The 18669-nt window shown below is 62.4% G+C and carries 17 protein-coding genes and 1 pseudogene; 7 read left to right on the top strand and 11 right to left on the bottom strand.

All coding sequences use genetic code 11. The annotated features are described in order from the left end of the window. Positions 1–22 precede the first annotated feature (22 nt). The 3 genes from spoT to LOY34_RS26835 form a co-directional block, all read right to left on the bottom strand. Positions 23–2131 carry a bifunctional GTP diphosphokinase/guanosine-3',5'-bis pyrophosphate 3'-pyrophosphohydrolase gene (gene spoT / locus LOY34_RS26845; protein ID WP_045199568.1) on the bottom strand — a complete coding sequence of 703 codons (2109 nt, stop codon included), beginning with the start codon at positions 2129–2131 and terminating at the stop codon, positions 23–25. A gap of 60 nt (positions 2132–2191) precedes the next feature. Further along, positions 2192–2461, bottom strand: a complete 270-nt coding sequence (gene rpoZ / locus LOY34_RS26840; RefSeq protein WP_045199570.1) for a DNA-directed RNA polymerase subunit omega — start codon at positions 2459–2461, stop codon at positions 2192–2194. 242 nt (positions 2462–2703) lie between these two features. After that, positions 2704–3582 (bottom strand): LysR family transcriptional regulator, encoded by an 879-nt coding sequence (locus LOY34_RS26835; protein ID WP_045199572.1) that lies wholly within the window; start codon positions 3580–3582, stop codon positions 2704–2706. Positions 3583–3829: 247 nt separating this feature from the next. On the opposite strand from LOY34_RS26835, the gene LOY34_RS26830 reads away from it, so the two are divergent. From LOY34_RS26830 to LOY34_RS26815, 4 genes are all read left to right on the top strand, one after another. Beyond that, positions 3830–5212, top strand: coding sequence for a glutamine synthetase family protein (locus LOY34_RS26830; protein ID WP_258664120.1), 1383 nt, complete (start codon positions 3830–3832; stop codon positions 5210–5212). A gap of 17 nt (positions 5213–5229) precedes the next feature. Next, positions 5230–6723, top strand: a complete 1494-nt coding sequence (locus tag LOY34_RS26825) for an aldehyde dehydrogenase (protein ID WP_195885322.1) — start codon at positions 5230–5232, stop codon at positions 6721–6723. A gap of 14 nt (positions 6724–6737) precedes the next feature. Next, a complete protein-coding gene (locus LOY34_RS26820) occupies positions 6738–7517 on the top strand; it encodes a gamma-glutamyl-gamma-aminobutyrate hydrolase family protein (protein WP_045199578.1) in 780 nt (259 codons plus the stop codon). Between the two features lie 112 nt (positions 7518–7629). Beyond that, entirely contained in the window at positions 7630–9150 is a 1521-nt protein-coding gene (locus LOY34_RS26815; RefSeq protein WP_045199579.1) for an APC family permease, read from the top strand. A 21-nt stretch (positions 9151–9171) separates the two neighbouring features. On the opposite strand, the gene gmk is transcribed toward LOY34_RS26815, so the two are convergent. Together gmk and LOY34_RS26805 are read right to left on the bottom strand one after the other, a co-directional pair. Continuing rightward, entirely contained in the window at positions 9172–9792 is a 621-nt protein-coding gene (gene gmk / locus LOY34_RS26810) for a guanylate kinase (RefSeq protein WP_045199581.1), read from the bottom strand. A gap of 13 nt (positions 9793–9805) precedes the next feature. Further along, positions 9806–10669, bottom strand: coding sequence for a YicC/YloC family endoribonuclease (locus tag LOY34_RS26805; protein ID WP_045199583.1), 864 nt, complete (start codon positions 10667–10669; stop codon positions 9806–9808). 237 nt (positions 10670–10906) lie between these two features. Between LOY34_RS26805 and rph the strand changes: the two genes are divergently transcribed. Both rph and LOY34_RS26795 read left to right on the top strand, forming a co-directional pair. Then, a complete protein-coding gene (gene rph / locus LOY34_RS26800; RefSeq protein ID WP_045199585.1) occupies positions 10907–11629 on the top strand; it encodes a ribonuclease PH in 723 nt (240 codons plus the stop codon). Positions 11630–11653: 24 nt separating this feature from the next. Next, the gene (locus LOY34_RS26795) at positions 11654–12022 is read left to right on the top strand and encodes a DUF4870 domain-containing protein (protein WP_195885321.1); all 369 of its coding nucleotides are present in this window, start codon (positions 11654–11656) and stop codon (positions 12020–12022) included. Positions 12023–12088: 66 nt separating this feature from the next. On the opposite strand, the gene LOY34_RS26790 is transcribed toward LOY34_RS26795, so the two are convergent. Continuing rightward, complete coding sequence (locus LOY34_RS26790) at positions 12089–12868, bottom strand: exodeoxyribonuclease III (protein ID WP_195885320.1); 780 nt, start codon at positions 12866–12868, stop codon at positions 12089–12091. Between the two features lie 80 nt (positions 12869–12948). Here LOY34_RS26790 and pyrE point away from each other — a divergent pair, with 80 nt between their 5' ends. Continuing rightward, a complete protein-coding gene (gene pyrE / locus LOY34_RS26785) occupies positions 12949–13590 on the top strand; it encodes an orotate phosphoribosyltransferase (RefSeq protein WP_010225878.1) in 642 nt (213 codons plus the stop codon). A 41-nt stretch (positions 13591–13631) separates the two neighbouring features. Here the strand turns inward: pyrE and argB are convergent, their stop codons facing one another. The 5 genes and pseudogenes from argB to coaBC all read right to left on the bottom strand — a co-directional run bounded on the left by argB (position 13632) and on the right by coaBC (position 18572). Then, positions 13632–14537, bottom strand: a complete 906-nt coding sequence (argB, locus tag LOY34_RS26780; protein ID WP_045199591.1) for an acetylglutamate kinase — start codon at positions 14535–14537, stop codon at positions 13632–13634. A gap of 29 nt (positions 14538–14566) precedes the next feature. Continuing rightward, positions 14567–15943 (bottom strand): annotated as a pseudogene (locus LOY34_RS26775) (phosphomannomutase/phosphoglucomutase); the annotation flags it as partial. Positions 15944–16092: 149 nt separating this feature from the next. Then, positions 16093–16905, bottom strand: coding sequence for a hypothetical protein (locus LOY34_RS26770; protein WP_195885318.1), 813 nt, complete (start codon positions 16903–16905; stop codon positions 16093–16095). After that, positions 16902–17357, bottom strand: coding sequence for a dUTP diphosphatase (gene dut / locus LOY34_RS26765; RefSeq protein WP_010225872.1), 456 nt, complete (start codon positions 17355–17357; stop codon positions 16902–16904). Before dut ends, LOY34_RS26770 begins: the two co-directional genes overlap by 4 nt. A 6-nt stretch (positions 17358–17363) precedes the next feature. Continuing rightward, complete coding sequence (gene coaBC / locus LOY34_RS26760; RefSeq protein WP_258664118.1) at positions 17364–18572, bottom strand: bifunctional phosphopantothenoylcysteine decarboxylase/phosphopantothenate--cysteine ligase CoaBC; 1209 nt, start codon at positions 18570–18572, stop codon at positions 17364–17366. Positions 18573–18669: the final 97 nt, after the last annotated feature.

The following is an 18669-nucleotide window of genomic DNA, read 5'->3' as shown; positions in this document are numbered from 1 at the left end:
ATGACTCCTTGCTGTTATTGGGCTACGCACGCATGCGGGTGATTCGGATCACCCCGGTCAGGGCGCGCAGTTTCTTGATCACGCGTGCCAGGTGCACACGGTCGTGCACGCTGACCACCAGTTGGACCACGCTGATGCGACCATCGCGTTCATCCATGCTGATTTTCTCGATATTGCCGTCGGCGGCGTTGACGCTGCTGGCCAGCAGCGCGATCAGGCCGCGCTGGTGCTCAAGCTCGACGCGCAGCTCGACGTTGAATTCGCCGGTGACATCCTTGGCCCAGGACAGCTGGATGCATTTTTCCGGGTTGTGGCGGATTTCGCTGATGTTGCGGCAGTTTTCCAGGTGCACCACCATGCCTTTGCCCGCCGACAGGTGACCGACAATCGGGTCGCCCGGTATCGGCGTGCAGCATTTGGCGTAGCTCAACACCAGGCCTTCGGTGCCGCGAATGGCCAGCGGGCCTTCCGGGCTTGGCAGTTGCTCGCCTTCGGTAGACAGCAGGCGGCGGGCCACTACGTAGGCCATGCGGTTGCCCAGGCCGATGTCTTCGAGCAGGTCTTCGATCAGCTCCAGGCGGTATTCGCCGAGCATGGCCTGGATGCGCTCCTGGGGGATCTTGTCCAGGGCGCTGTCGAAGCCGTTGAGAACCTTGTTCAGCAGGCGTTCGCCGAGGCTGATGGATTCCGAGCGGCGCTGCAGTTTGAGCGCATGGCGGATGTGCGTACGGGCCTTGCCGGTCACCACGAAGTTGAGCCAGGCCGGGTTCGGTCGCGCCCCCGGGGCGCTGACGATCTCGACCGTCGAGCCGCTCTGCAGCGGTTCGGACAGCGGCGCCAGGCGGCGGTTGATGCGGCAGGCAATGCAGCTGTTGCCGACGTCGGTGTGCACCGCGTAGGCGAAGTCGACCGCCGTGGAGCCTTTGGGCAGCTCCATGATCCGGCCCTTGGGCGTGAACACGTAGACCTCGTCCGGGAACAGGTCGATCTTCACGCTCTCGATGAATTCGAGGGAGTTGCCCGCGCGTTGCTGCATTTCCAGCACGCCTTTGACCCATTGGCGCGCCCGGGCATGGGTGCCCTTGGGCTGCTCGTCGTCACTGGACTTGTACAGCCAGTGGGCGGCGATGCCGTTGTTGGCCATCTCTTCCATTTCGCGGGTGCGGATCTGGATCTCGATCGGGACCCCGTGCATGCCAAACAGCGTGGTATGCAGCGACTGGTAGCCGTTGGCCTTGGGGATCGCGATGTAATCCTTGAAGCGCCCCGGCAGCGGCTTGTACAGGTTGTGCACGGCGCCCAGCACGCGGTAGCAGGTGTCGACCTTGTCGACGATGATGCGGAACGCGTAGACGTCCATGATCTCGTTGAAGGCCCGGCGTTTGCCGCGCATCTTCTTGTAGATGCCATAGAGGTGCTTCTGCCGGCCGCTGACTTCGCCTTCGATACCGTCGACCGCCAGGCAGTGGGCCAGCGACTCTTCGATCTTGTTGACGATTTCCTTGCGGTTGCCGCGGGCGCGCTTGACCGCCTGGTAGATGCGCGCCGAGCGCATCGGGTGCATGGCCTTGAAGCCGAGGTCTTCGAACTCTACGCGCACACTGTGCATGCCCAGGCGGTTGGCGATGGGGGCGTAGATTTCCAGGGTTTCTTTGGCGATGCGCCGGCGTTTTTCGCCGGACAGCACTTCGAGGGTGCGCATGTTGTGCAGGCGGTCGGCCAGCTTGACCAGGATCACACGGATATCCCGGGCCATGGCCATGGCCATTTTCTGGAAGTTTTCCGCCTGGGCTTCGGCCTTGGTCTCGAAGTTCATCTGGGTCAGCTTGCTGACGCCGTCGACCAGTTCGGCCACGGTTTCGCCAAATTGCGAGCTGAGTGCTTCCTTGGCGATGCCGGTGTCTTCGATCACGTCATGAAGCATGGCGGCCATCAGGCTCTGATGGTCCATGTGCATGTCGGCAAGGATGCTTGCCACCGCCAGCGGGTGCGTGACGTAGGCTTCGCCACTGCGACGGCGCTGGCCGTCGTGGGCTTGTTCGGCGTAGAAATACGCCCGGCGCACCAGGTTGACCTGGTCGGCGCCGAGGTAGGTCGACAAGCGATCGGCGAGGGCGTCTATGCTCGGCATGGGATTACCTCTTGCCAAGGGACGATGACCGGTGCCGTACTACGTCGACCAGGCATGGGCTTAGACTGCCTCGTTGGTCTCGTCACCCTCGCCGAACGCGAACATTGGCTCAACTTGAGTCTGGATCGACTCTGCAGCCATGAACTCATCAGTGCAGATGCCTTCAGCGATTTCGCGCAGGGCCATGACGGTAGGTTTGTCGTTTTCCCATGGCAGCTTCGGCTCTTTGCCGCCGGTGGCCAGTTGACGGGCACGTTTGGTGGAGAGCATGACCAGCTCAAAACGGTTAGCCACGTGTTCTAGGCAGTCTTCAACGGTTACGCGGGCCATGGTCTTCCTCAAGTAGCAAATGCGGAGTTCAGCCCGAAAGGGCGAGCGGACTCGATAGTTTAAAAAATCACCAGCCTTTAGGGAAGCGCTGATTTCATTTCGAGCCCTTGATACCTCGACGATACCTACTTGCAGGGCTCTAGCACAACTGTCTTGTATGCGTGCTCAATTCAATAGCATCGCGGGGCAAGCCCGCTCCTACAGAGGTTCTGTGGCAGCGGGCTTGCCCCGCGAGGACGATTTCACTGGCGACCCAAGGCATCGCGCAGGCGCGGGGTCAATTCGTCGAACAGCGTCTGCACTGAACGCAAGGCGCGGCAATCGGGGCGGGTCAGCAGCCAGACTTCGGTGTCGCAGCCGGGCAGGGCAGCGCTCAGCGATTCGACACCGGGCAGGGTATGGGCCATGTAGTCTGGCAGGGCCGCCACGCCCAGGCCGGCGGTTACCAGCTGGGCAATCGCCGAGATGCTGCTGCAACGGTAGCGCGGCATGACCCCGGGCAGGTGTTCGCTGCGCCAGACCACGGTGGGGTGGTCCTGCATGGTGTCGTCCGGGGCTATCCACGGCAGCGCCGCCGGCGCGTCCTTGAGCTTGTCGCGAAACTCTTCGCGGCCGCACACCACATAGGACGCCGATCCCAGGCAGCGCCCGACCAGGTGCTCCGGCGGGGTGTTGGTCAGGCGCAGGGCCAGGTCGGCATCGCGCCGGCTGAGGTTGGCAAAGGTGTTGGAGGTCGCCAGCTCCAGCGACAGCGCCGGATACGCCGGCATGAACTCGGCCAGCGCTGGCAGCAGCAGGCTGTGCAGCACGGCGTCGGTGCAGGTCAGGCGCACCGTGCCGCTGACCACCTGCTCACCGAGTTCCAGCGCCACCCGCGCGGCATCCAGTGCCTGCTCGGCGCGTTCGGCCTGCTCGGCCAGGGCCTGGGCGGTACCGGTGGGGATGTAGCCTTTGCGGCTTTTGACGAACAACGCGGTACCCAGGGCGGCTTCCATGCGCCGGATCGAACGAAAAACAGTCGATACATCGACCTTCAGCAGCTCGGCGGCCTTGGCCAGGGAGCGGCCGCGGACCAGTGCAAGCACCAGGGAAAGGTCGGCGTGGCTGATCTGATATTGCATGGATGCACTCTTTACTTGCCTAAATGCCAATGTCTGTTGCGTGGGGGCCATTCTATAGTGAGGCGGCAGTCGTGAATCAAGTCGCGACGTTGTCAGAAAAATCTGGAACGTCCGTGCGAACCCACGGCGTTCAGCTGTTCCCCACGATGGGACCACTTAAAAAGAACAAATGAAACCATCGCCGCTCTCGATAGCGCAGTAGTACCTCCTCCATGTCGTTCGATAAAAAATCAAAGGATGCCTAGCCATGACGTCGGTCTCCCCGTGCGCCATCCCTCTCGATGAGATGGGCGAATTTCTCCAGGCCCACCCTGAGGTGCAATTTGTCGATCTGCTGATTGCAGACATGAACGGCGTGGTGCGTGGCAAGCGCATCGAGCGTGCAAGCCTGGTTAAAGTCTACGAAAAAGGCATCAACCTGCCGGCTTCGCTGTTTGCCCTGGACATCAACGGCTCGACCGTCGAAAGCACCGGCCTGGGCCTGGACATCGGCGATGCCGACCGCATCTGCTTCCCGATCCCCGGCACCTTGGCCTACGAGCCGTGGCAGAAGCGTCCGACCGCGCAATTGCTGATGACCATGCACGAACTGGACGGTACGCCATTCTTCGCCGACACGCGGGAAGTGCTGCGCAGCGTGGTGGAGAAGTTCGATGCGCTGGGCCTGGATATTTGCGCGGCGTTTGAGCTTGAGTTCTACCTGATCGACCAGGACAACCTCAACGGCCGCCCGCAACCGCCGCGTTCGCCGATCTCCGGCAAGCGCCCGCAGTCGACCCAGGTGTACCTGATCGACGATCTCGACGAATACGTCGATTGCCTGCAGGACATGCTTGAAGCCGCCAAGGAGCAGGGCATCCCGGCGGATGCGATCGTCAAGGAAAGCGCCCCGGCGCAGTTCGAGGTCAACCTGCACCACGTTGCCGACCCGATGAAGGCCTGCGACTACGCGGTGTTGCTCAAGCGCCTGATCAAGAACATCGCCTACGACCATGAAATGGACTCCACTTTCATGGCCAAGCCCTATCCGGGCCAGGCCGGTAACGGCCTGCACGTGCATATCTCGTTGCTGGACAAAAAAACCGGCAAGAACATCTTCACCAGCGAAGACCCCGAGCAAAGCGAAACCCTGCGCCACGCCATTGGTGGCGTGCTCGAGACCATGCCAGCGTCAATGGCCTTCCTGTGCCCGAACATCAACTCCTACCGGCGTTTCGGTGCCCAGTTCTACGTGCCCAACGCGCCGAGCTGGGGGCTGGACAACCGCACCGTAGCGGTCCGCGTGCCGACCGGCAGCAGCGATGCCGTGCGAATCGAGCACCGGGTTGCCGGCGCCGATGCCAACCCGTACTTGATGATGGCGGCCATTCTCGCCGGCATCCACCACGGCCTGACCAACCAGATCGAGCCGGGAGCGCCTATCGAGGGCAACTCCTACGAGCAGCTGGAGCAGAGCCTGCCGAACAACCTGCGCGATGCGCTGCGTGAGCTCGATGACAGTGAAGTGCTGAACAAGTACATCAGCCCCGACTACATCGATATTTTTGTCGCCTGCAAGGAAAGCGAGATGGCCGAGTTCGAGGTGTCGATTTCCGACCTCGAATACAACTGGTACCTGCACACGGTGTGACGCCGGAGAAAACAACAATGACAACAGCACCACGCCAACACTGGGAACAGCTTTTCCAGGGCCTGAACATCGAAGGCCGCGCCTTCATCGACGGCCAGTACTGTGCCAGTGTGTCCGGCGAAACTTTCGAGTGTTCAAGCCCGGTCGACGGCCGCCAGCTGGCGCAGATCGCCAGCTGTGACAGCGCCGATGCCGAACGCGCGGTAGCTGCGGCCCGGCGCAGTTTCGACAGTGGCGTCTGGGCCAACCAGGCGCCGGCCCAGCGCAAGCGGGTGCTGATTGCTTTTGCAGATTTGCTTCTGGCCAATGCCGAAGAACTGGCATTGCTCGAGACCCTGGACATGGGCAAGCCGATTGCCGATGCCCTGAGCATCGACATTCCGGCGGCGGCCAACGCCATCCGCTGGAACGCTGAAGCCATCGACAAGATTTACGACGAAGTTGCTGCGACCCCGTCCGACCAGCTGGGTTTGGTCACCCGCTCGCCGGTCGGCGTGGTCGCGGCCATTGTTCCGTGGAACTTTCCACTGATGATGGCCTGCTGGAAACTCGGCCCGGCCCTGGCCACCGGTAACTCGGTGATCCTCAAGCCGTCCGAAAAATCGCCGCTGACCGCCATTCGTATCGCCCAACTGGCGATCGAAGCCGGTTTGCCGGCGGGTGTCCTCAACGTGCTGCCAGGTTACGGCCACACCGTCGGCAAGGCCCTGGCCCTGCACATGGACGTCGATACCCTGGTGTTCACCGGCTCCACCCGCATCGCCAAGCAGCTGATGGTCTACGCCGGCGAGTCGAACATGAAGCGCGTCTGGCTCGAAGCCGGTGGCAAGAGCCCGAATATCGTCTTCGCCGACGCCCCGGACCTGCAGGCCGCCGCCGAAGCTGCGGCCAGCGCTATCGCCTTCAACCAGGGCGAAGTGTGCATTGCCGGTTCGCGCCTGTTGGTTGAACGCTCGATCAAGGACCAGTTCCTGCCGATGGTGGTCGAGGCCCTCAAGGCCTGGAAGCCCGGCCATGCGCTGGACCCGGACACCCGCGTCGGCGCCCTGGTCGACACCACCCAACTGGACACTGTGCTCGGTTACATCGAAGCCGGCAAGGCTGACGGTGCCACCCTGGTCACCGGTGGCGAGCGGGTGCTGGAAGACACCTGCGGTGTTTACCTGCAGCCGGCGATTTTCGATGGTGTGACCAATGCCATGCGTATCGCCCGCGAAGAAATCTTCGGCCCGGTGCTGTCGGTGATCACCTTCGATAGCGCCGAACAAGCCATCGACATTGCCAACGACTCGCCCTTCGGCCTGGCGGCGGCGGTGTGGACCAGCAACATTTCCCGTGCCCACAACACCGCTCGCGCCCTGCGTGCTGGCAGTGTCTGGGTCAACCAGTACGACGGCGGCGACATGACCGCACCGTTTGGCGGCTTCAAGCAGTCGGGTAATGGCCGGGACAAATCGCTGCACGCTTTCGACAAATACACCGAACTCAAGGCGACCTGGATCAAGCTGTAAGGGAGGGTGAACCCATGCAAACTACCGCAGCAATGCCGCCTTTGATTGGCGTTTCCGCTTGCCGCCAGCAACTGGGCAAGAACTCGTCGCACACCGTGGGCGACAAATATGTCGAGGCCGCAGGCTTTGCCGGGATCCCCCTGATCCTCCCGGCCAGGGCCGAGCCCAGCGACCCGCGCCGCGTACTGGAGCGGCTCGATGGCATTCTTTTTACCGGTTCGCCTTCAAATGTCGAGCCGCATCATTACAATGGCGCCCCCAGCGTGGAAGGGACCCAGCACGACGTGTTTCGCGATCGACTGACCCTGCCGCTGCTGCAGGCGGCGATTGCCGACGGCGTGCCGGTGTTCTGCATCTGCCGTGGTTTCCAGGAACTCAACGTGGCCCTCGGTGGCACCCTGCACCAGCGGGTGCAGGAACTGCCGGGTTACCTGGATCATCGCGAGCCGCAGGACGCCCCGCTGGAAGAACAGTACAGCCCCCGTCACCTGGTCACTGTCCAGCCCGGCGGGTTGTTCGAACGCCTGGGGATGGAGCACAGCTTCATGGTCAATTCGCTGCACAGCCAGGGTATCGATCGCCTGGCTGGCGGCTTGCGCGCCGAGGCATTGGCCCCCGACGGGCTGATCGAAGCGGTGTCGATGCAAGACGCCCCGGGCTTTGTGGTCGGCGTGCAATGGCACCCCGAGTACCGTTTTGCCGACAACCCGGTCTCGCTGCGCCTGTTCCAGGCATTTCGTGAGGCATGCCTGACCCGTGCCATGGGCGAGCGGATCCGGGAGAAAATCCTATGAAGTCAGCCGGTTGATCCGGGCTTGAAGTACCACGCAACAGGTTTCAATGAGTGAAAGCGGACACCCCGCGGGGCGTCCTGAAAAACAATACCAATATTGGCGGCAACTACTCATGAGTGAACACAAAGCAGGCCTGTCCCCAGGTGAGGGCGGGCGATCCAAGGGGCTGGCCAAGGGCCGGCTCGGACTGCTGGCCAGCATCGTGCTGGGCATTTCCACCATCGCTCCGGTCTACACCCTGACTGGTGCGTTGGGCCCGACCGTGCGTGAAGTCGGGGCTCATCTGCCGGCGGTATTCATCGTTGGCTTCCTGCCGATGCTGCTGGTGGCCCTGGGTTACCGCGAACTGAATGCGGCCGAGCCTGACAGCGGTACTTCCTTTACCTGGTCGGCACGGGCGTTCGGCCCGATGATCGGCTGGATTGGCGGCTGGGGGCTGGTTACCGCAACCACCATCGTGCTGTCCAACCTGGCCGGGGTGGCCGTCGACTTCTTCTATCTATTCCTTGGGCAGATCACCGGCAGCCACGAGGTGGCTGCGCTGAGCGACAACCTGTTGGTCAATGTCGTCACCTGTTGCGTGTTCATCGCCATGGCGGTGTGGATCTGCTGTCGCGGCATCGCTACGACCATGACCGTGCAGTACGGCCTGGTGGCCTTGCAGCTGGTGGTGCTGGTGGGCTTTGCCATGGCTGCGTTTGGCGAGTCGTCGGCGACGCCACCGCTGGCGTTCGACCTGGACTGGTTCAACCCCTTCGGCGTTGAGTCGTTCTCGGCCTTTACCGCCGGCCTGTCGCTGTCGATCTTCATTTTCTGGGGCTGGGACGTGTGTCTGAGCATCAGTGAAGAATCGGTCGGCAGCGGTGATACCCCTGGCCGTGCGGCGACCCTGACGGTGCTGCTGATTCTTGGCCTGTACCTGGTCACAGCAATCGCTACCCTGCAATTCGCCGGTATCGGTGACATTGGCCTAGGCCTGAACAACCCGCGCATCCAGGAAAACGTCTTCGCTCACCTGGCCGGCCCGGTCATGGGGCCGCTGGCTATCCTGATGTCGATCGCGGTGCTGGCCAGCACTGCCGCCTCGCTGCAGTCCACTTTCGTATCGCCGGCGCGCACGTTGCTGGCCATGGGTTACTACGGCGCTGTGCCCGAGCGTTTCGCCAGTATCTGCCCGCGCTCGAAAACCCCGCGCTACGCCACCATCTGCGCCGGCATGGCGGCAGGTGTGTTCTACGTGACCATGCGTACCTTGAGCGAAAACGTCCTGGCAGACACCATCACCGCCCTGGGCATGATGATCTGCTTCTACTATTCGCTGACTGCCTATGCTTGCGTCTGGTACTTCCGCCACAGCCTGTTCGACAGCGTGCGGCATTTCCTGATGCGCGGCCTGTGCCCGCTGCTTGGCGGTGGCATCCTTTCGGTGATTTTCCTGCAGACAGCCATCGACAGCGCTTCGCCGTCGTTCGGCAGCGGTTCGCATGTGGGCGGGTTGGGCCTGGTGTTCGTGATCGCAATGATCATCACCGTACTCGGCCTGGTGCTGATGATGCTGTCGCGTCTGCGTGCGCCGGCGTTCTTCCTGGGCATGACCCTGCATCGTCACGCCACGGTCTCCAGCCGCCGCTAAGCGGCTGGAGCGGCAGGTTGCTCAGGCAAGCAATTGCTTGAGCAGCTGGCCATGACGCTGCTGCTGGTTGGCTTGCAGCAGGCGATTGGCGCGGAACACCGCCTTGAGGTCTTCCAGTGCCGTGGCGAAGTCATCGTTGATGATGACAAAGTCATACTCGTCGTAGTGACTCATCTCGCTCACTGCTTCACGCATCCGTCCTTCGATGATCTCGTCGCTGTCCTGGCCGCGGTTGGTCAGGCGCTGGCGCAGGGCTTCCTGGGTCGGCGGCAGGATGAAGATCGAGCGCGCCTCGGGCATCAGCGTGCGCACCTGCTGGGCGCCTTGCCAGTCGATCTCGAGGATCAGGTCCTGGCCCTGGTCGAGCGCCTGTTGCAGCGCGCTGCGCGAAGTCCCGTAGAAGTTACCGAAGACTTCGGCCTGTTCGAGGAAGTCGCCTTGCTCGATCATCAGCTTGAACTCGGTGTGTTCGACGAAGTGATAGTTCACGCCGTGCACTTCGCCCGGGCGCATGGCCCGGGTGGTGTGCGAGACCGACACCTGGATGCTGTTGTCAGCATCGATCAGGGCTTTGACCAGGCTGGTCTTGCCGGCGCCGGAGGGGGCCGAAACGATGTAAAGGGTGCCGCTGCTGTGATTCATGGTCGGGGTGGCCTTACTCAATGTTCTGTACTTGTTCACGCATCTGCTCGATCAGTACCTTGAGGTTGACCGCGGACTGGGTGCTGCGTGGGTCGAAGGCTTTGGAGCCCAGGGTATTGGCTTCGCGGTTGAGCTCCTGCATCAGGAAGTCCAGGCGCCGGCCGGCGGCACCGCCGGACTTGAGCACGCGGCGCACTTCGGTGACGTGGGTGCTCAAGCGGTCGAGCTCTTCGGCGACGTCGCTCTTTTGCGCGAGCATGACCATCTCTTGCTCCAGGCGCTGCGGGTCGAGCTCGGCCTGCATGTCGCTGAAGCGGTCGAGGATCTTCTGCCGTTGCGCCGCGAGCATCTGCGGCACCAGGGCGCGCAAGGTGGTGACCTCGCTGGCCATGTTGTCCAGGCGCTCGTTGATCAGTCGCGCGAGTTCTGCGCCTTCGCGGTTGCGGCCGTTCTTCAGCTCGTTCAGGGCCTCTTCGAACAGGGCCATGGCCTCGCTGTTGAGCGCCTGCGGGTCGGCGGCATCGGCCACCAACACGCCGGGCCAGGCCAGAACCTCGAGCGGGTTGAGCGGCGCCGGCTGCTTGATCAGGCTGGCGACTGTCTCGGCGGCGGCAACCAGTTGCGCGGCGCGCTCGCGATCAACCTGCAGGGCCTTGCCGTTGTTCTCTTCGTTGAAGCGCAGGGTGCATTCGACCTTGCCGCGCGACAGGCCCTGGCGCAGGCTTTCGCGCACGGCGCCCTCGAGGTCGCGGAAGGCTTCTGGCAGGCGCAGGTGCGGCTCCAGGTAACGATGATTGACTGAGCGCAGTTCCCAGATCAGGGTGCCCTGGCTACCGGCGCGCTCGACTCGAGCAAAAGCGGTCATGCTGTGCACCATGGGAAGTACCTCGCGCAAAAGATGAAGGAAAGCCAAGCGGCTGAAGGCGCAGGATTGTAGCGCAGTGCGGCGCTGGCTCCCAATCAACTGATGTTACAAACCCTCACGCGGTTCCCGGAAAAACCCGACCTGCGGCCCTGGGCCGTCTGTTTCGGGGCCTGCGACAATAGGCGTGTCCTCATCGCCCGGCGCGCTCTATAATGCTGGGCAGATTCAAGTCCAGTACAGGTATCCCAAATGAAACGTCCAAGTGGTCGCGCTGCCGATCAGCTCCGCTCGATCCGCATCACCCGCAACTACACCAAACACGCCGAGGGGTCAGTACTGGTCGAGTTCGGTGACACCAAAGTCATCTGTACCGTCAGTGTCGAGAACGGTGTCCCGCGCTTCCTCAAAGGCCAGGGCCAGGGCTGGCTGACGGCCGAATACGGCATGCTGCCGCGTTCTACCGGCGAGCGTAACCAGCGCGAAGCCAGCCGTGGCAAGCAAGGCGGTCGCACCCTCGAAATCCAGCGCCTGATTGGCCGCTCCCTGCGCGCTGCGCTGGACATGAGCAAGCTGGGCGACATCACCCTGTACGTCGACTGCGACGTGATTCAGGCCGACGGCGGCACCCGCACCGCTTCGATCACCGGCGCCATGGTTGCCCTGGTTGATGCCCTGCGCGTGGTCAAGAAGCGCGGCGGCCTGAAGGGCGGTGACCCGCTCAAGCACATGATCGCAGCCGTCTCGGTAGGCATGTACCAGGGTGAGCCGGTGCTCGATCTGGACTACCTCGAAGACTCGGCAGCCGAGACCGACCTGAACGTGGTGATGACCAGCGCAGGCGGCTTCATCGAAGTACAAGGCACTGCCGAAGGCGCGCCATTCCAGCCGCAAGAGCTCAACGCCATGTTGGCACTGGCGCAAAAAGGCATGGTTGACCTGTTCGAACTGCAGCAGGCCTCGCTGGCTGACTGATACACCCACGCCCAGGAGCAGAGCATGACCGAGCAGCCCTTGCAGTTGCCCACTCCCAACGCCGAAGCCCGGCAATGGGCGATGTTCTGTCACCTGGCTGCCTTGCTCGGCCTGGTCTTCCCCTTCGGCAGCCTGTTGGGGCCGCTGGTGATGTGGATCTGGAAAAAGGACGTCGACCCGTTCGTCGATGCCCAGGGCAAGGAGGCACTGAACTTCCAGATCACAGTATTCATCGCCGGAATCATCTGTGGGCTGCTGATGTTCGTCCTGATCGGCATTGTGCTGTTTGGCATGCTGATGATCGCCGTGCTGATCCTGACCATCATTGCCGGGGTCAAGGCCAACGAAGGCCAGCCCTATCGCTACCCGCTGACCTGGCGGCCGATCAAATAATGATCTGATAAAAGCTGAAGCCACAAAAAAACCGACATGAAGTCGGTTTTTTTGTGGCTGCACGACTTAGATGGTCAGCGTCCAGTCGTAATCCACGATCAGCGGCGCGTGCTGGGAGAAGCGCGGCTGGCGTGGCAGGCGTGCGCTGCGAACAAAGCGGCGCAGGCCCGGGGTCAGCAGCTGGTAGTCGAAGCGCCAGCCCAGGTTGAGCATCTCGGCCTGCTCGTTGTCTGGCCACCAGCTGTACTGGTCGCCTTCACGGTTGACTTCGCGCAGGGCATCGACATAGCCCATGTTGCCGACAATCTCGTCCATCCAGGCGCGTTCCGGCGCCAGGAAGCCTGGAGACTGCTGGCCATCGCGCCAGTTCTTGACGTCGAGCTTCTGCTGCGCCACGTACAACGAGCCGCAATAGATGTACTCGCGACGCTTGCGCCGCTGCTTGTCCAGGTACTTGGCGAAGTCGTCCATCAACTTGAACTTCTGGTTCAAGTCTTCATCGCCGTTCATTCCCGAAGGTAGCAACAGGGTTGCAATACTTACCTTGTCGAAATCGGCCTGCAGGTAACGTCCGTAGCGGTCGGCTGTCTCGAAGCCCAGGCCGCTGATGACTGCCTTGGGCTGCAACCGCGAATAAAGTGCCACGCCGCCTTGGGCGGGAACTTCTGCGTCGCAGGCATAAAGGAAGTAGCCATCGAGCTGGAAAGCTGGGTCGTCGAGTTCAAAGGCCGAGGCGCGGGTATCCTGAAGGCAGATGACGTCAGCATTCTGGGCTTGTAGCCAGCTGAGCAAACCACGCTCAACGGCAGCCTGAATGCCATTAACGTTCACACTGATGATCCGCATAAATGGCCCCAAAAATCTCGTGCGTGTATGATACCCGAGCTGTACTCAATTAGCTAAATCCGTGGTATCCGGGACTCTTCATGCAGCCGTATCAGCGCGACTTCATTCGTTTTGCCATCGACCGCGGGGTTCTGCGCTTCGGTGAGTTCACCCTCAAGTCCGGGCGCACCAGCCCGTACTTCTTCAACGCCGGCCTGTTCAACAGCGGTTCGGCCCTGGCTCAGCTCGGGCGTTTCTATGCTGCGGCAATCGTCGACAGCAAGATCCCGTTCGACGTGCTGTTCGGCCCGGCCTACAAGGGTATCCCCCTGGCGGCAGCCACTGCCGTGGCCCTGGCCGAGCACCATGACCTCGACCTGCCGTGGTGCTTCAATCGCAAAGAGGCCAAGGCCCACGGTGAAGGCGGCAGCCTGGTCGGCGCACCGCTGACCGGCGATGTGCTGATCATCGACGACGTGATCACTGCCGGTACCGCCATCCGCGAAGTCATGCAGATCATCCAGGGCCAGCAAGCCAAGGCTGCTGGCGTGTTGATCGCGCTGAACCGCCAGGAGCGCGGCAACGGCGAGCTGTCGGCGATCCAGGAAGTGGAGCGCGACTTCGGCATTCCGGTGGTGAGCATCGTCTCGCTGACCCAGGTGCTGGAGTTCCTCGCCGACGACCCGGCGCTCAAGCAGCACTTGCCGGCCGTCGAGGCCTACCGGGCCCAGTACGGTATCTGAGGCAAACAAAAAGGCGACCCGAGGGTCGCCTTTTTTGTGCCTTAGCGCGGCTTGTGGTTGGTAATCAGGGTGCCTACGCCGCTGTCGGTGAAGATCTCCAGCAGTACCGCGTTCGGCACCCGGCCATCGATGATGTGCGAGCTGTTGACCCCGCCTTGCACCGCTTCAAGGGCGCAGCGGATCTTCGGCAGCATGCCGCCGTAAATGGTGCCGTCGGCGATCAGTTCGTTGACCTGCTCGGTGGTCAGGCCGGTGAGCACGGTGCCTTGCTTGTCCATCAGGCCGGCGATGTTGGTCAGCAGCATCAGCTTTTCAGCTTTCAGTGCTTCGGCAACCTTACCGGCCACCAGGTCGGCGTTGATGTTGTACGACTCGCCGTTGGCGCCCACGCCGATCGGCGCGATCACCGGAATGAAGTCACCTTTGACCAGCATGTTGAGCAGGTCGGTGTTCACCCCGACTACTTCGCCCACATGACCGATGTCGATGATTTCCGGGGTGGTCATCTCTGGCGTCTGGCGGCTGACGGTGAGCTTCTTCGCGCGAATCAGCTCGGCATCCTTGCCGGTCAGGCCGATGGCGCTGCCGCCATGACGGTTGATCAGGTTGACGATGTCCTTGTTGACCTGGCCGCCGAGGACCATCTCCACCACGTCCATGGTTTGCGCGTCGGTAACGCGCATGCCGTCGATGAAGTGGCTTTCGATCGACAGGCGCTTGAGCAGGTCACCGATCTGCGGGCCGCCACCGTGCACGACCACCGGGTTGATGCCGACCGCTTTCATCAGCACCACGTCGCGGGCAAAACCGGTTTTGAGCTCTTCGCTCTCCATCGCGTTGCCGCCGTATTTGATCACCAGGGTCTTGCCGACAAAGCGGCGGATATAAGGCAGCGCTTCGGACAAAACCTGGGCGACATGGGTGGCGGCATCGCGATCGAGGGTCATGCAGGGCTCCAGTTGGAACAGATAGTCGGTCAGAACTCGGGTTGCAGGTCAGGGGCAACGCGCTTTAGTTGGGCGCGGAATACCTCTTGGATACGCTGCAGTTCGGCGTCAGTGTCGGCCTCGAAGCGCAATACCAGCACCGGCGTGGTGTTGGAGGCGCGAACCAGGCCCCAGCCTTGTGGGTAGTCGACCCGCACACCATCGATGGTGGTCAGGTTGGCGTCGTTGCCCCAGTCGGCGTTGCGTTGCAGTGCATCAATGATGCTGAATTTACCCTCGTCGGTCACATCAATGTTGATTTCCGGCGTGGAAATATCGTTCGGGAACGCCGCGAACAGCTGTTCGGCATCGGTTTTGGCCTTGCTGAGGATCTCCAGCAGGCGCGCGGCACTGTAAATACCATCGTCAAAACCGTACCAGCGTTCCTTGATGAAAATATGGCCGCTCATTTCACCGGCGAGCAGGGCGCCGGTCTGTTTCATCTTCTTCTTGATCAACGAGTGACCGGTTTTCCACATTAGCGCGCGGCCGCCGTACTGCTCGATCAGCGGGGTCAGGCGGCGGGTGCATTTGACGTCGAAGATGATCTCGGCGCCCGGATTGCGCTCCAGCACGTCCTGGGCGAACAGCATCAGCAGGCGGTCGGGGTAGACGATGTTGCCGGTGTTGGTGACCACGCCGACGCGGTCGCCATCGCCATCGAAGGCCAGGCCCAGGTCGGCGCCGGTTTCCTTGACCTTGGCGATCAGGTCGACCAGGTTCTCAGGCTTGCCCGGGTCCGGGTGGTGGTTGGGGAAGTTGCCATCGACCTCGCAGAACAGCGGGATCATTTCGCAGCCCAGGGCTTCGATCAGCTGCGGGGCAATCACGCCAGCCGCACCGTTGCCGCAGTCCACCACCACCTTGAGCTTCTTCGCCAGCTTGATATCGCCGGTGATCTGTTTGAAATAGCGCTCGAGGATTTCGACTTTCTCGACGCTGCCTTCGCCGCGGCTCAGGTCGTTGGTTTGCAGGCGGATCAACAGCGCTTGGATCTGCTCGTTGGCCAGGGTGTCGCCGGCGATGACGATCTTGAAGCCGTTGTAGTTCGGCGGGTTGTGGCTGCCGGTGAGCATCACTCCGGACTTGCCGGCCAGTACGTTGGCGGCGTAGTAGAGGGCTGGGGTCGGCACCAGGCCGACGTCACTGACCTTGCAGCCGGCTTCGACCAGGCCCTTGATCAGTTGCTCGACCAGCATTGGCCCCGACAGGCGCCCGTCGCGGCCGACCGAGATGTTCGGCTCACCCTGGGCCAGCGTCTGGGCGCCGATGGCGCGGCCGATCCAATAAGCGGTTTCGGCGGTCAGGGTGTCACCGACCACGCCACGGATATCGTAGGCGCGGAAGATGCTGGCGGGAAGGTTCGGGGTCACTCGTTCCATGCTGGTCACCTGGGAAACTCCAATCTAAAAGGGTTGCTGAGAGCGTCAGCGGCAGCCACTGCGCGAGTCAATATGTCCGCCTTTGACGGCATTTTCGCGACAGAGTTCGCCGGTAAAGTCTGTTCTGTCTACATTCAGCTGATGTTTACGGCCCCATTCTGGGAGCGTCTGGCGGTTAACCAAAAGCCGCCGAACAGGCCGGACAACGCTAGAAAGGCGGCGAGCAGCAGCCAGGGGTTGAACCTGTATGCCGAGGCGTTCTCGATCAAGGGGCCGGGCTGAAACCCCAAGGCCCAGGTGGCGTTGGCAGTGCCCAACTGGTGCAATGCCGGCGCCTGGCTGTGGCCGTGGTTGAAAAGCTCGACGGGCGGGTCGTTGAACACCAATTGTGTCAGTCGCATCTGACCAATCGTACCCGCATCGCGCTGCAGTGGGTCAGTGAAGTGTGAGAGCGCGAATGTGAGCACCAAAATGGCCTGTACGGGGGCGTCAGCAGACTCACGCAGTGCGGTGACGCTGAAAACCCGTTGCTGTCCAGCCTCAGGATAGGCTTCAAGGGCAGGTGGAACGCCGCGCTCGGCGCGCCGGATCATGTCGAGCACGGGCTCGCTCATGGGTGGGCTCGAGGCGGCCTGTCCAGGTTTGAGCAACTGTGCCGCCACCAGGCCGTCGAGGTGGGCGAATGCGCCGAGCAGCTTTTTGGGGTCAGGTGATTGAACCAATGCCAGTACCGCCGGGCTTCTCGCCAGGGCGTTCACTTCGCTGCTGACGGCAATGATCGAGGCGTCCAGGCGCGATACGAGTGCACCGGCCTGGGCGTAAGCCAGGTTGTTGCGGTGCTCACGCTGGCCAGGCAGTACTGCGGTGAACCAAGTCAGTAGTACGCCCGCAAGCAGGCCAGCCAGGGCTATCAATAGCCCCGGCAGCACCTGCTGGAAGCGCCTCAATGGCTACCGGAATGACCGAAGCCGCCAGCGCCACGCTGGCTTTCGTCGAAGGTTTCGACGATATCGAAGTGCGCCTGTACCACGGGTACCAGCACCAGTTGCGCAATGCGCTCGCCGATGGCGATGGTGAATGGGGTCTGGCCGCGGTTCCAGCACGAGACCATCAGCTCGCCCTGGTAGTCGGAGTCGATCAGGCCGACCAGGTTGCCGAGGACGATGCCATGTTTATGGCCAAGGCCCGAGCGCGGCAGGATCAGCGCCGCCAGGCCCGGATCGCCGATGTACACCGACAGGCCGGTAGGGATCAGCAGGGTCTGGCCTGGCTCGAGGACGGTGTCTTGCTTGAGCATGGCGCGCAGGTCAAGGCCGGCCGAACCCGGGGTGGCGTACTGCGGCAGCGGGAACTCGCTACCGATGCGTGGATCGAGAATCTTGGCTTGTAGAGCGTGCATGCGAAATTAAACCTGGTTGAGACGTTCGGCAATGAAGGCTACCAGCTGGCGGGCGATCTTGCCCTTGCTGGTCTGCGCGAAAACTGTTGCGTGAAGTTGACGGTCGATGACGCTGCAGGCGTTCTCCTCGCTGTTGAAGCCGATGCTGGGGTTGGCCACATCGTTGGCGACAATCAGGTCGAGGTTCTTGTCCTTGAGCTTGCGCGCGGCGTAATCGAGCAAGTGTTCGGTCTCGGCGGCAAAGCCGACGCTGAACGGGCGGTCAGGACGGGTGGAGATGCTGGCAAGAATGTCCGGGTTGCGGACCATCTGCAGCAGCAGGCCGTCACCTGTCGTAGGGTCTTTCTTGAGTTTTTGCGGGGCTACCACTTCTGGGCGGTAGTCTGCGACTGCTGCCGAGGCGATGAACACATCGCAGGGGATGGCGGCTTCACAGGCGGCAAGCATGTCGCGGGCGCTGACCACGTCGATGCGGGTGACGCGGTCGGGTGTCGGCAGATTCACCGGGCCGGTCACCAGGGTCACCTTGGCGCCAGCTTCCACGGCGGCTTCAGCCAGGGCAAAGCCCATTTTCCCCGAGCTGTGGTTGGTGATGTAGCGCACCGGGTCGATGTTTTCCTGGGTCGGGCCGGCAGTGATCAACACGTGCTTGCCGGTCAGCGACTCGCGCTTGAAAGTCTCGGCGGCGCACCAGGCCAGGTCGGTGGCTTCGAGCATGCGGCCCAGGCCGACGTCGCCACAGGCCTGGCTGCCGGAAGCCGGGCCGAACACCTGGATATTGCGGCTTTGCAGCAGCTCAAGGTTGGCCTGGGTGGCCGGGTCGCGCCACATTGCCTGGTTCATCGCCGGGGCCACGGCCACGGTGGCATCGGTAGCCAGCACCAGGGTGGTCAGCAGGTCATCGGCGACACCCTGGGCCAGGCGCGCGAGCAGGTCGGCGGTGGCTGGGGCAATCAGTACCAGGTCGGCCCACTTGGCCAGCTCGATATGGCCCATCGCCGCTTCGGCAGCAGAGTCCAATAGGTCCATGTGCACCGGGTGGCCGGACAGGGCCTGCATGGTCAGCGGGGTGATGAATTCGGCCCCGCCACGGGTCATGACGACGCGCACTTGGGCGCCGTGTTCAAGGAGTCGGCGAACCAGCTCGGCACTCTTGTAGGCGGCAATGCCGCCGCCGACGCCGAGAACGATGCGCTTCCGATACAGCCGCTGCATAGGCTTGCCTTTTGCTCAGTGATTGCACGCGGCGACGACGCCTCCCCAGGCCGGTTCGTCGCGTAAAAATGAGCGGCTAATGTAGCACAGGGCTCAA

Source organism: Pseudomonas sp. B21-009 (assembly GCF_024749345.1).
GTDB lineage: Bacteria > Pseudomonadota > Gammaproteobacteria > Pseudomonadales > Pseudomonadaceae > Aquipseudomonas.
The sequence above is the reverse complement of the archived record's forward strand: the minus strand, read 5'-3'. Positions and strand labels throughout refer to the sequence as shown.

Coding starts and splice junctions, on each gene's coding strand:
- spoT (WP_045199568.1), bottom strand. CDS start 2,131: ATGCCGAGCATAGACGCCCTCGCCGATCGCTTGTCGACCTACCTCGGC.
- rpoZ (WP_045199570.1), bottom strand. CDS start 2,461: ATGGCCCGCGTAACCGTTGAAGACTGCCTAGAACACGTGGCTAACCGT.
- LOY34_RS26835 (WP_045199572.1), bottom strand. CDS start 3,582: ATGCAATATCAGATCAGCCACGCCGACCTTTCCCTGGTGCTTGCACTG.
- LOY34_RS26830 (WP_258664120.1), top strand. CDS start 3,830: ATGACGTCGGTCTCCCCGTGCGCCATCCCTCTCGATGAGATGGGCGAA.
- LOY34_RS26825 (WP_195885322.1), top strand. CDS start 5,230: ATGACAACAGCACCACGCCAACACTGGGAACAGCTTTTCCAGGGCCTG.
- LOY34_RS26820 (WP_045199578.1), top strand. CDS start 6,738: ATGCAAACTACCGCAGCAATGCCGCCTTTGATTGGCGTTTCCGCTTGC.
- LOY34_RS26815 (WP_045199579.1), top strand. CDS start 7,630: ATGAGTGAACACAAAGCAGGCCTGTCCCCAGGTGAGGGCGGGCGATCC.
- gmk (WP_045199581.1), bottom strand. CDS start 9,792: ATGAATCACAGCAGCGGCACCCTTTACATCGTTTCGGCCCCCTCCGGC.
- LOY34_RS26805 (WP_045199583.1), bottom strand. CDS start 10,669: ATGGTGCACAGCATGACCGCTTTTGCTCGAGTCGAGCGCGCCGGTAGC.
- rph (WP_045199585.1), top strand. CDS start 10,907: ATGAAACGTCCAAGTGGTCGCGCTGCCGATCAGCTCCGCTCGATCCGC.
- LOY34_RS26795 (WP_195885321.1), top strand. CDS start 11,654: ATGACCGAGCAGCCCTTGCAGTTGCCCACTCCCAACGCCGAAGCCCGG.
- LOY34_RS26790 (WP_195885320.1), bottom strand. CDS start 12,868: ATGCGGATCATCAGTGTGAACGTTAATGGCATTCAGGCTGCCGTTGAG.
- pyrE (WP_010225878.1), top strand. CDS start 12,949: ATGCAGCCGTATCAGCGCGACTTCATTCGTTTTGCCATCGACCGCGGG.
- argB (WP_045199591.1), bottom strand. CDS start 14,537: ATGACCCTCGATCGCGATGCCGCCACCCATGTCGCCCAGGTTTTGTCC.
- dut (WP_010225872.1), bottom strand. CDS start 17,357: ATGCACGCTCTACAAGCCAAGATTCTCGATCCACGCATCGGTAGCGAG.
- coaBC (WP_258664118.1), bottom strand. CDS start 18,572: ATGCAGCGGCTGTATCGGAAGCGCATCGTTCTCGGCGTCGGCGGCGGC.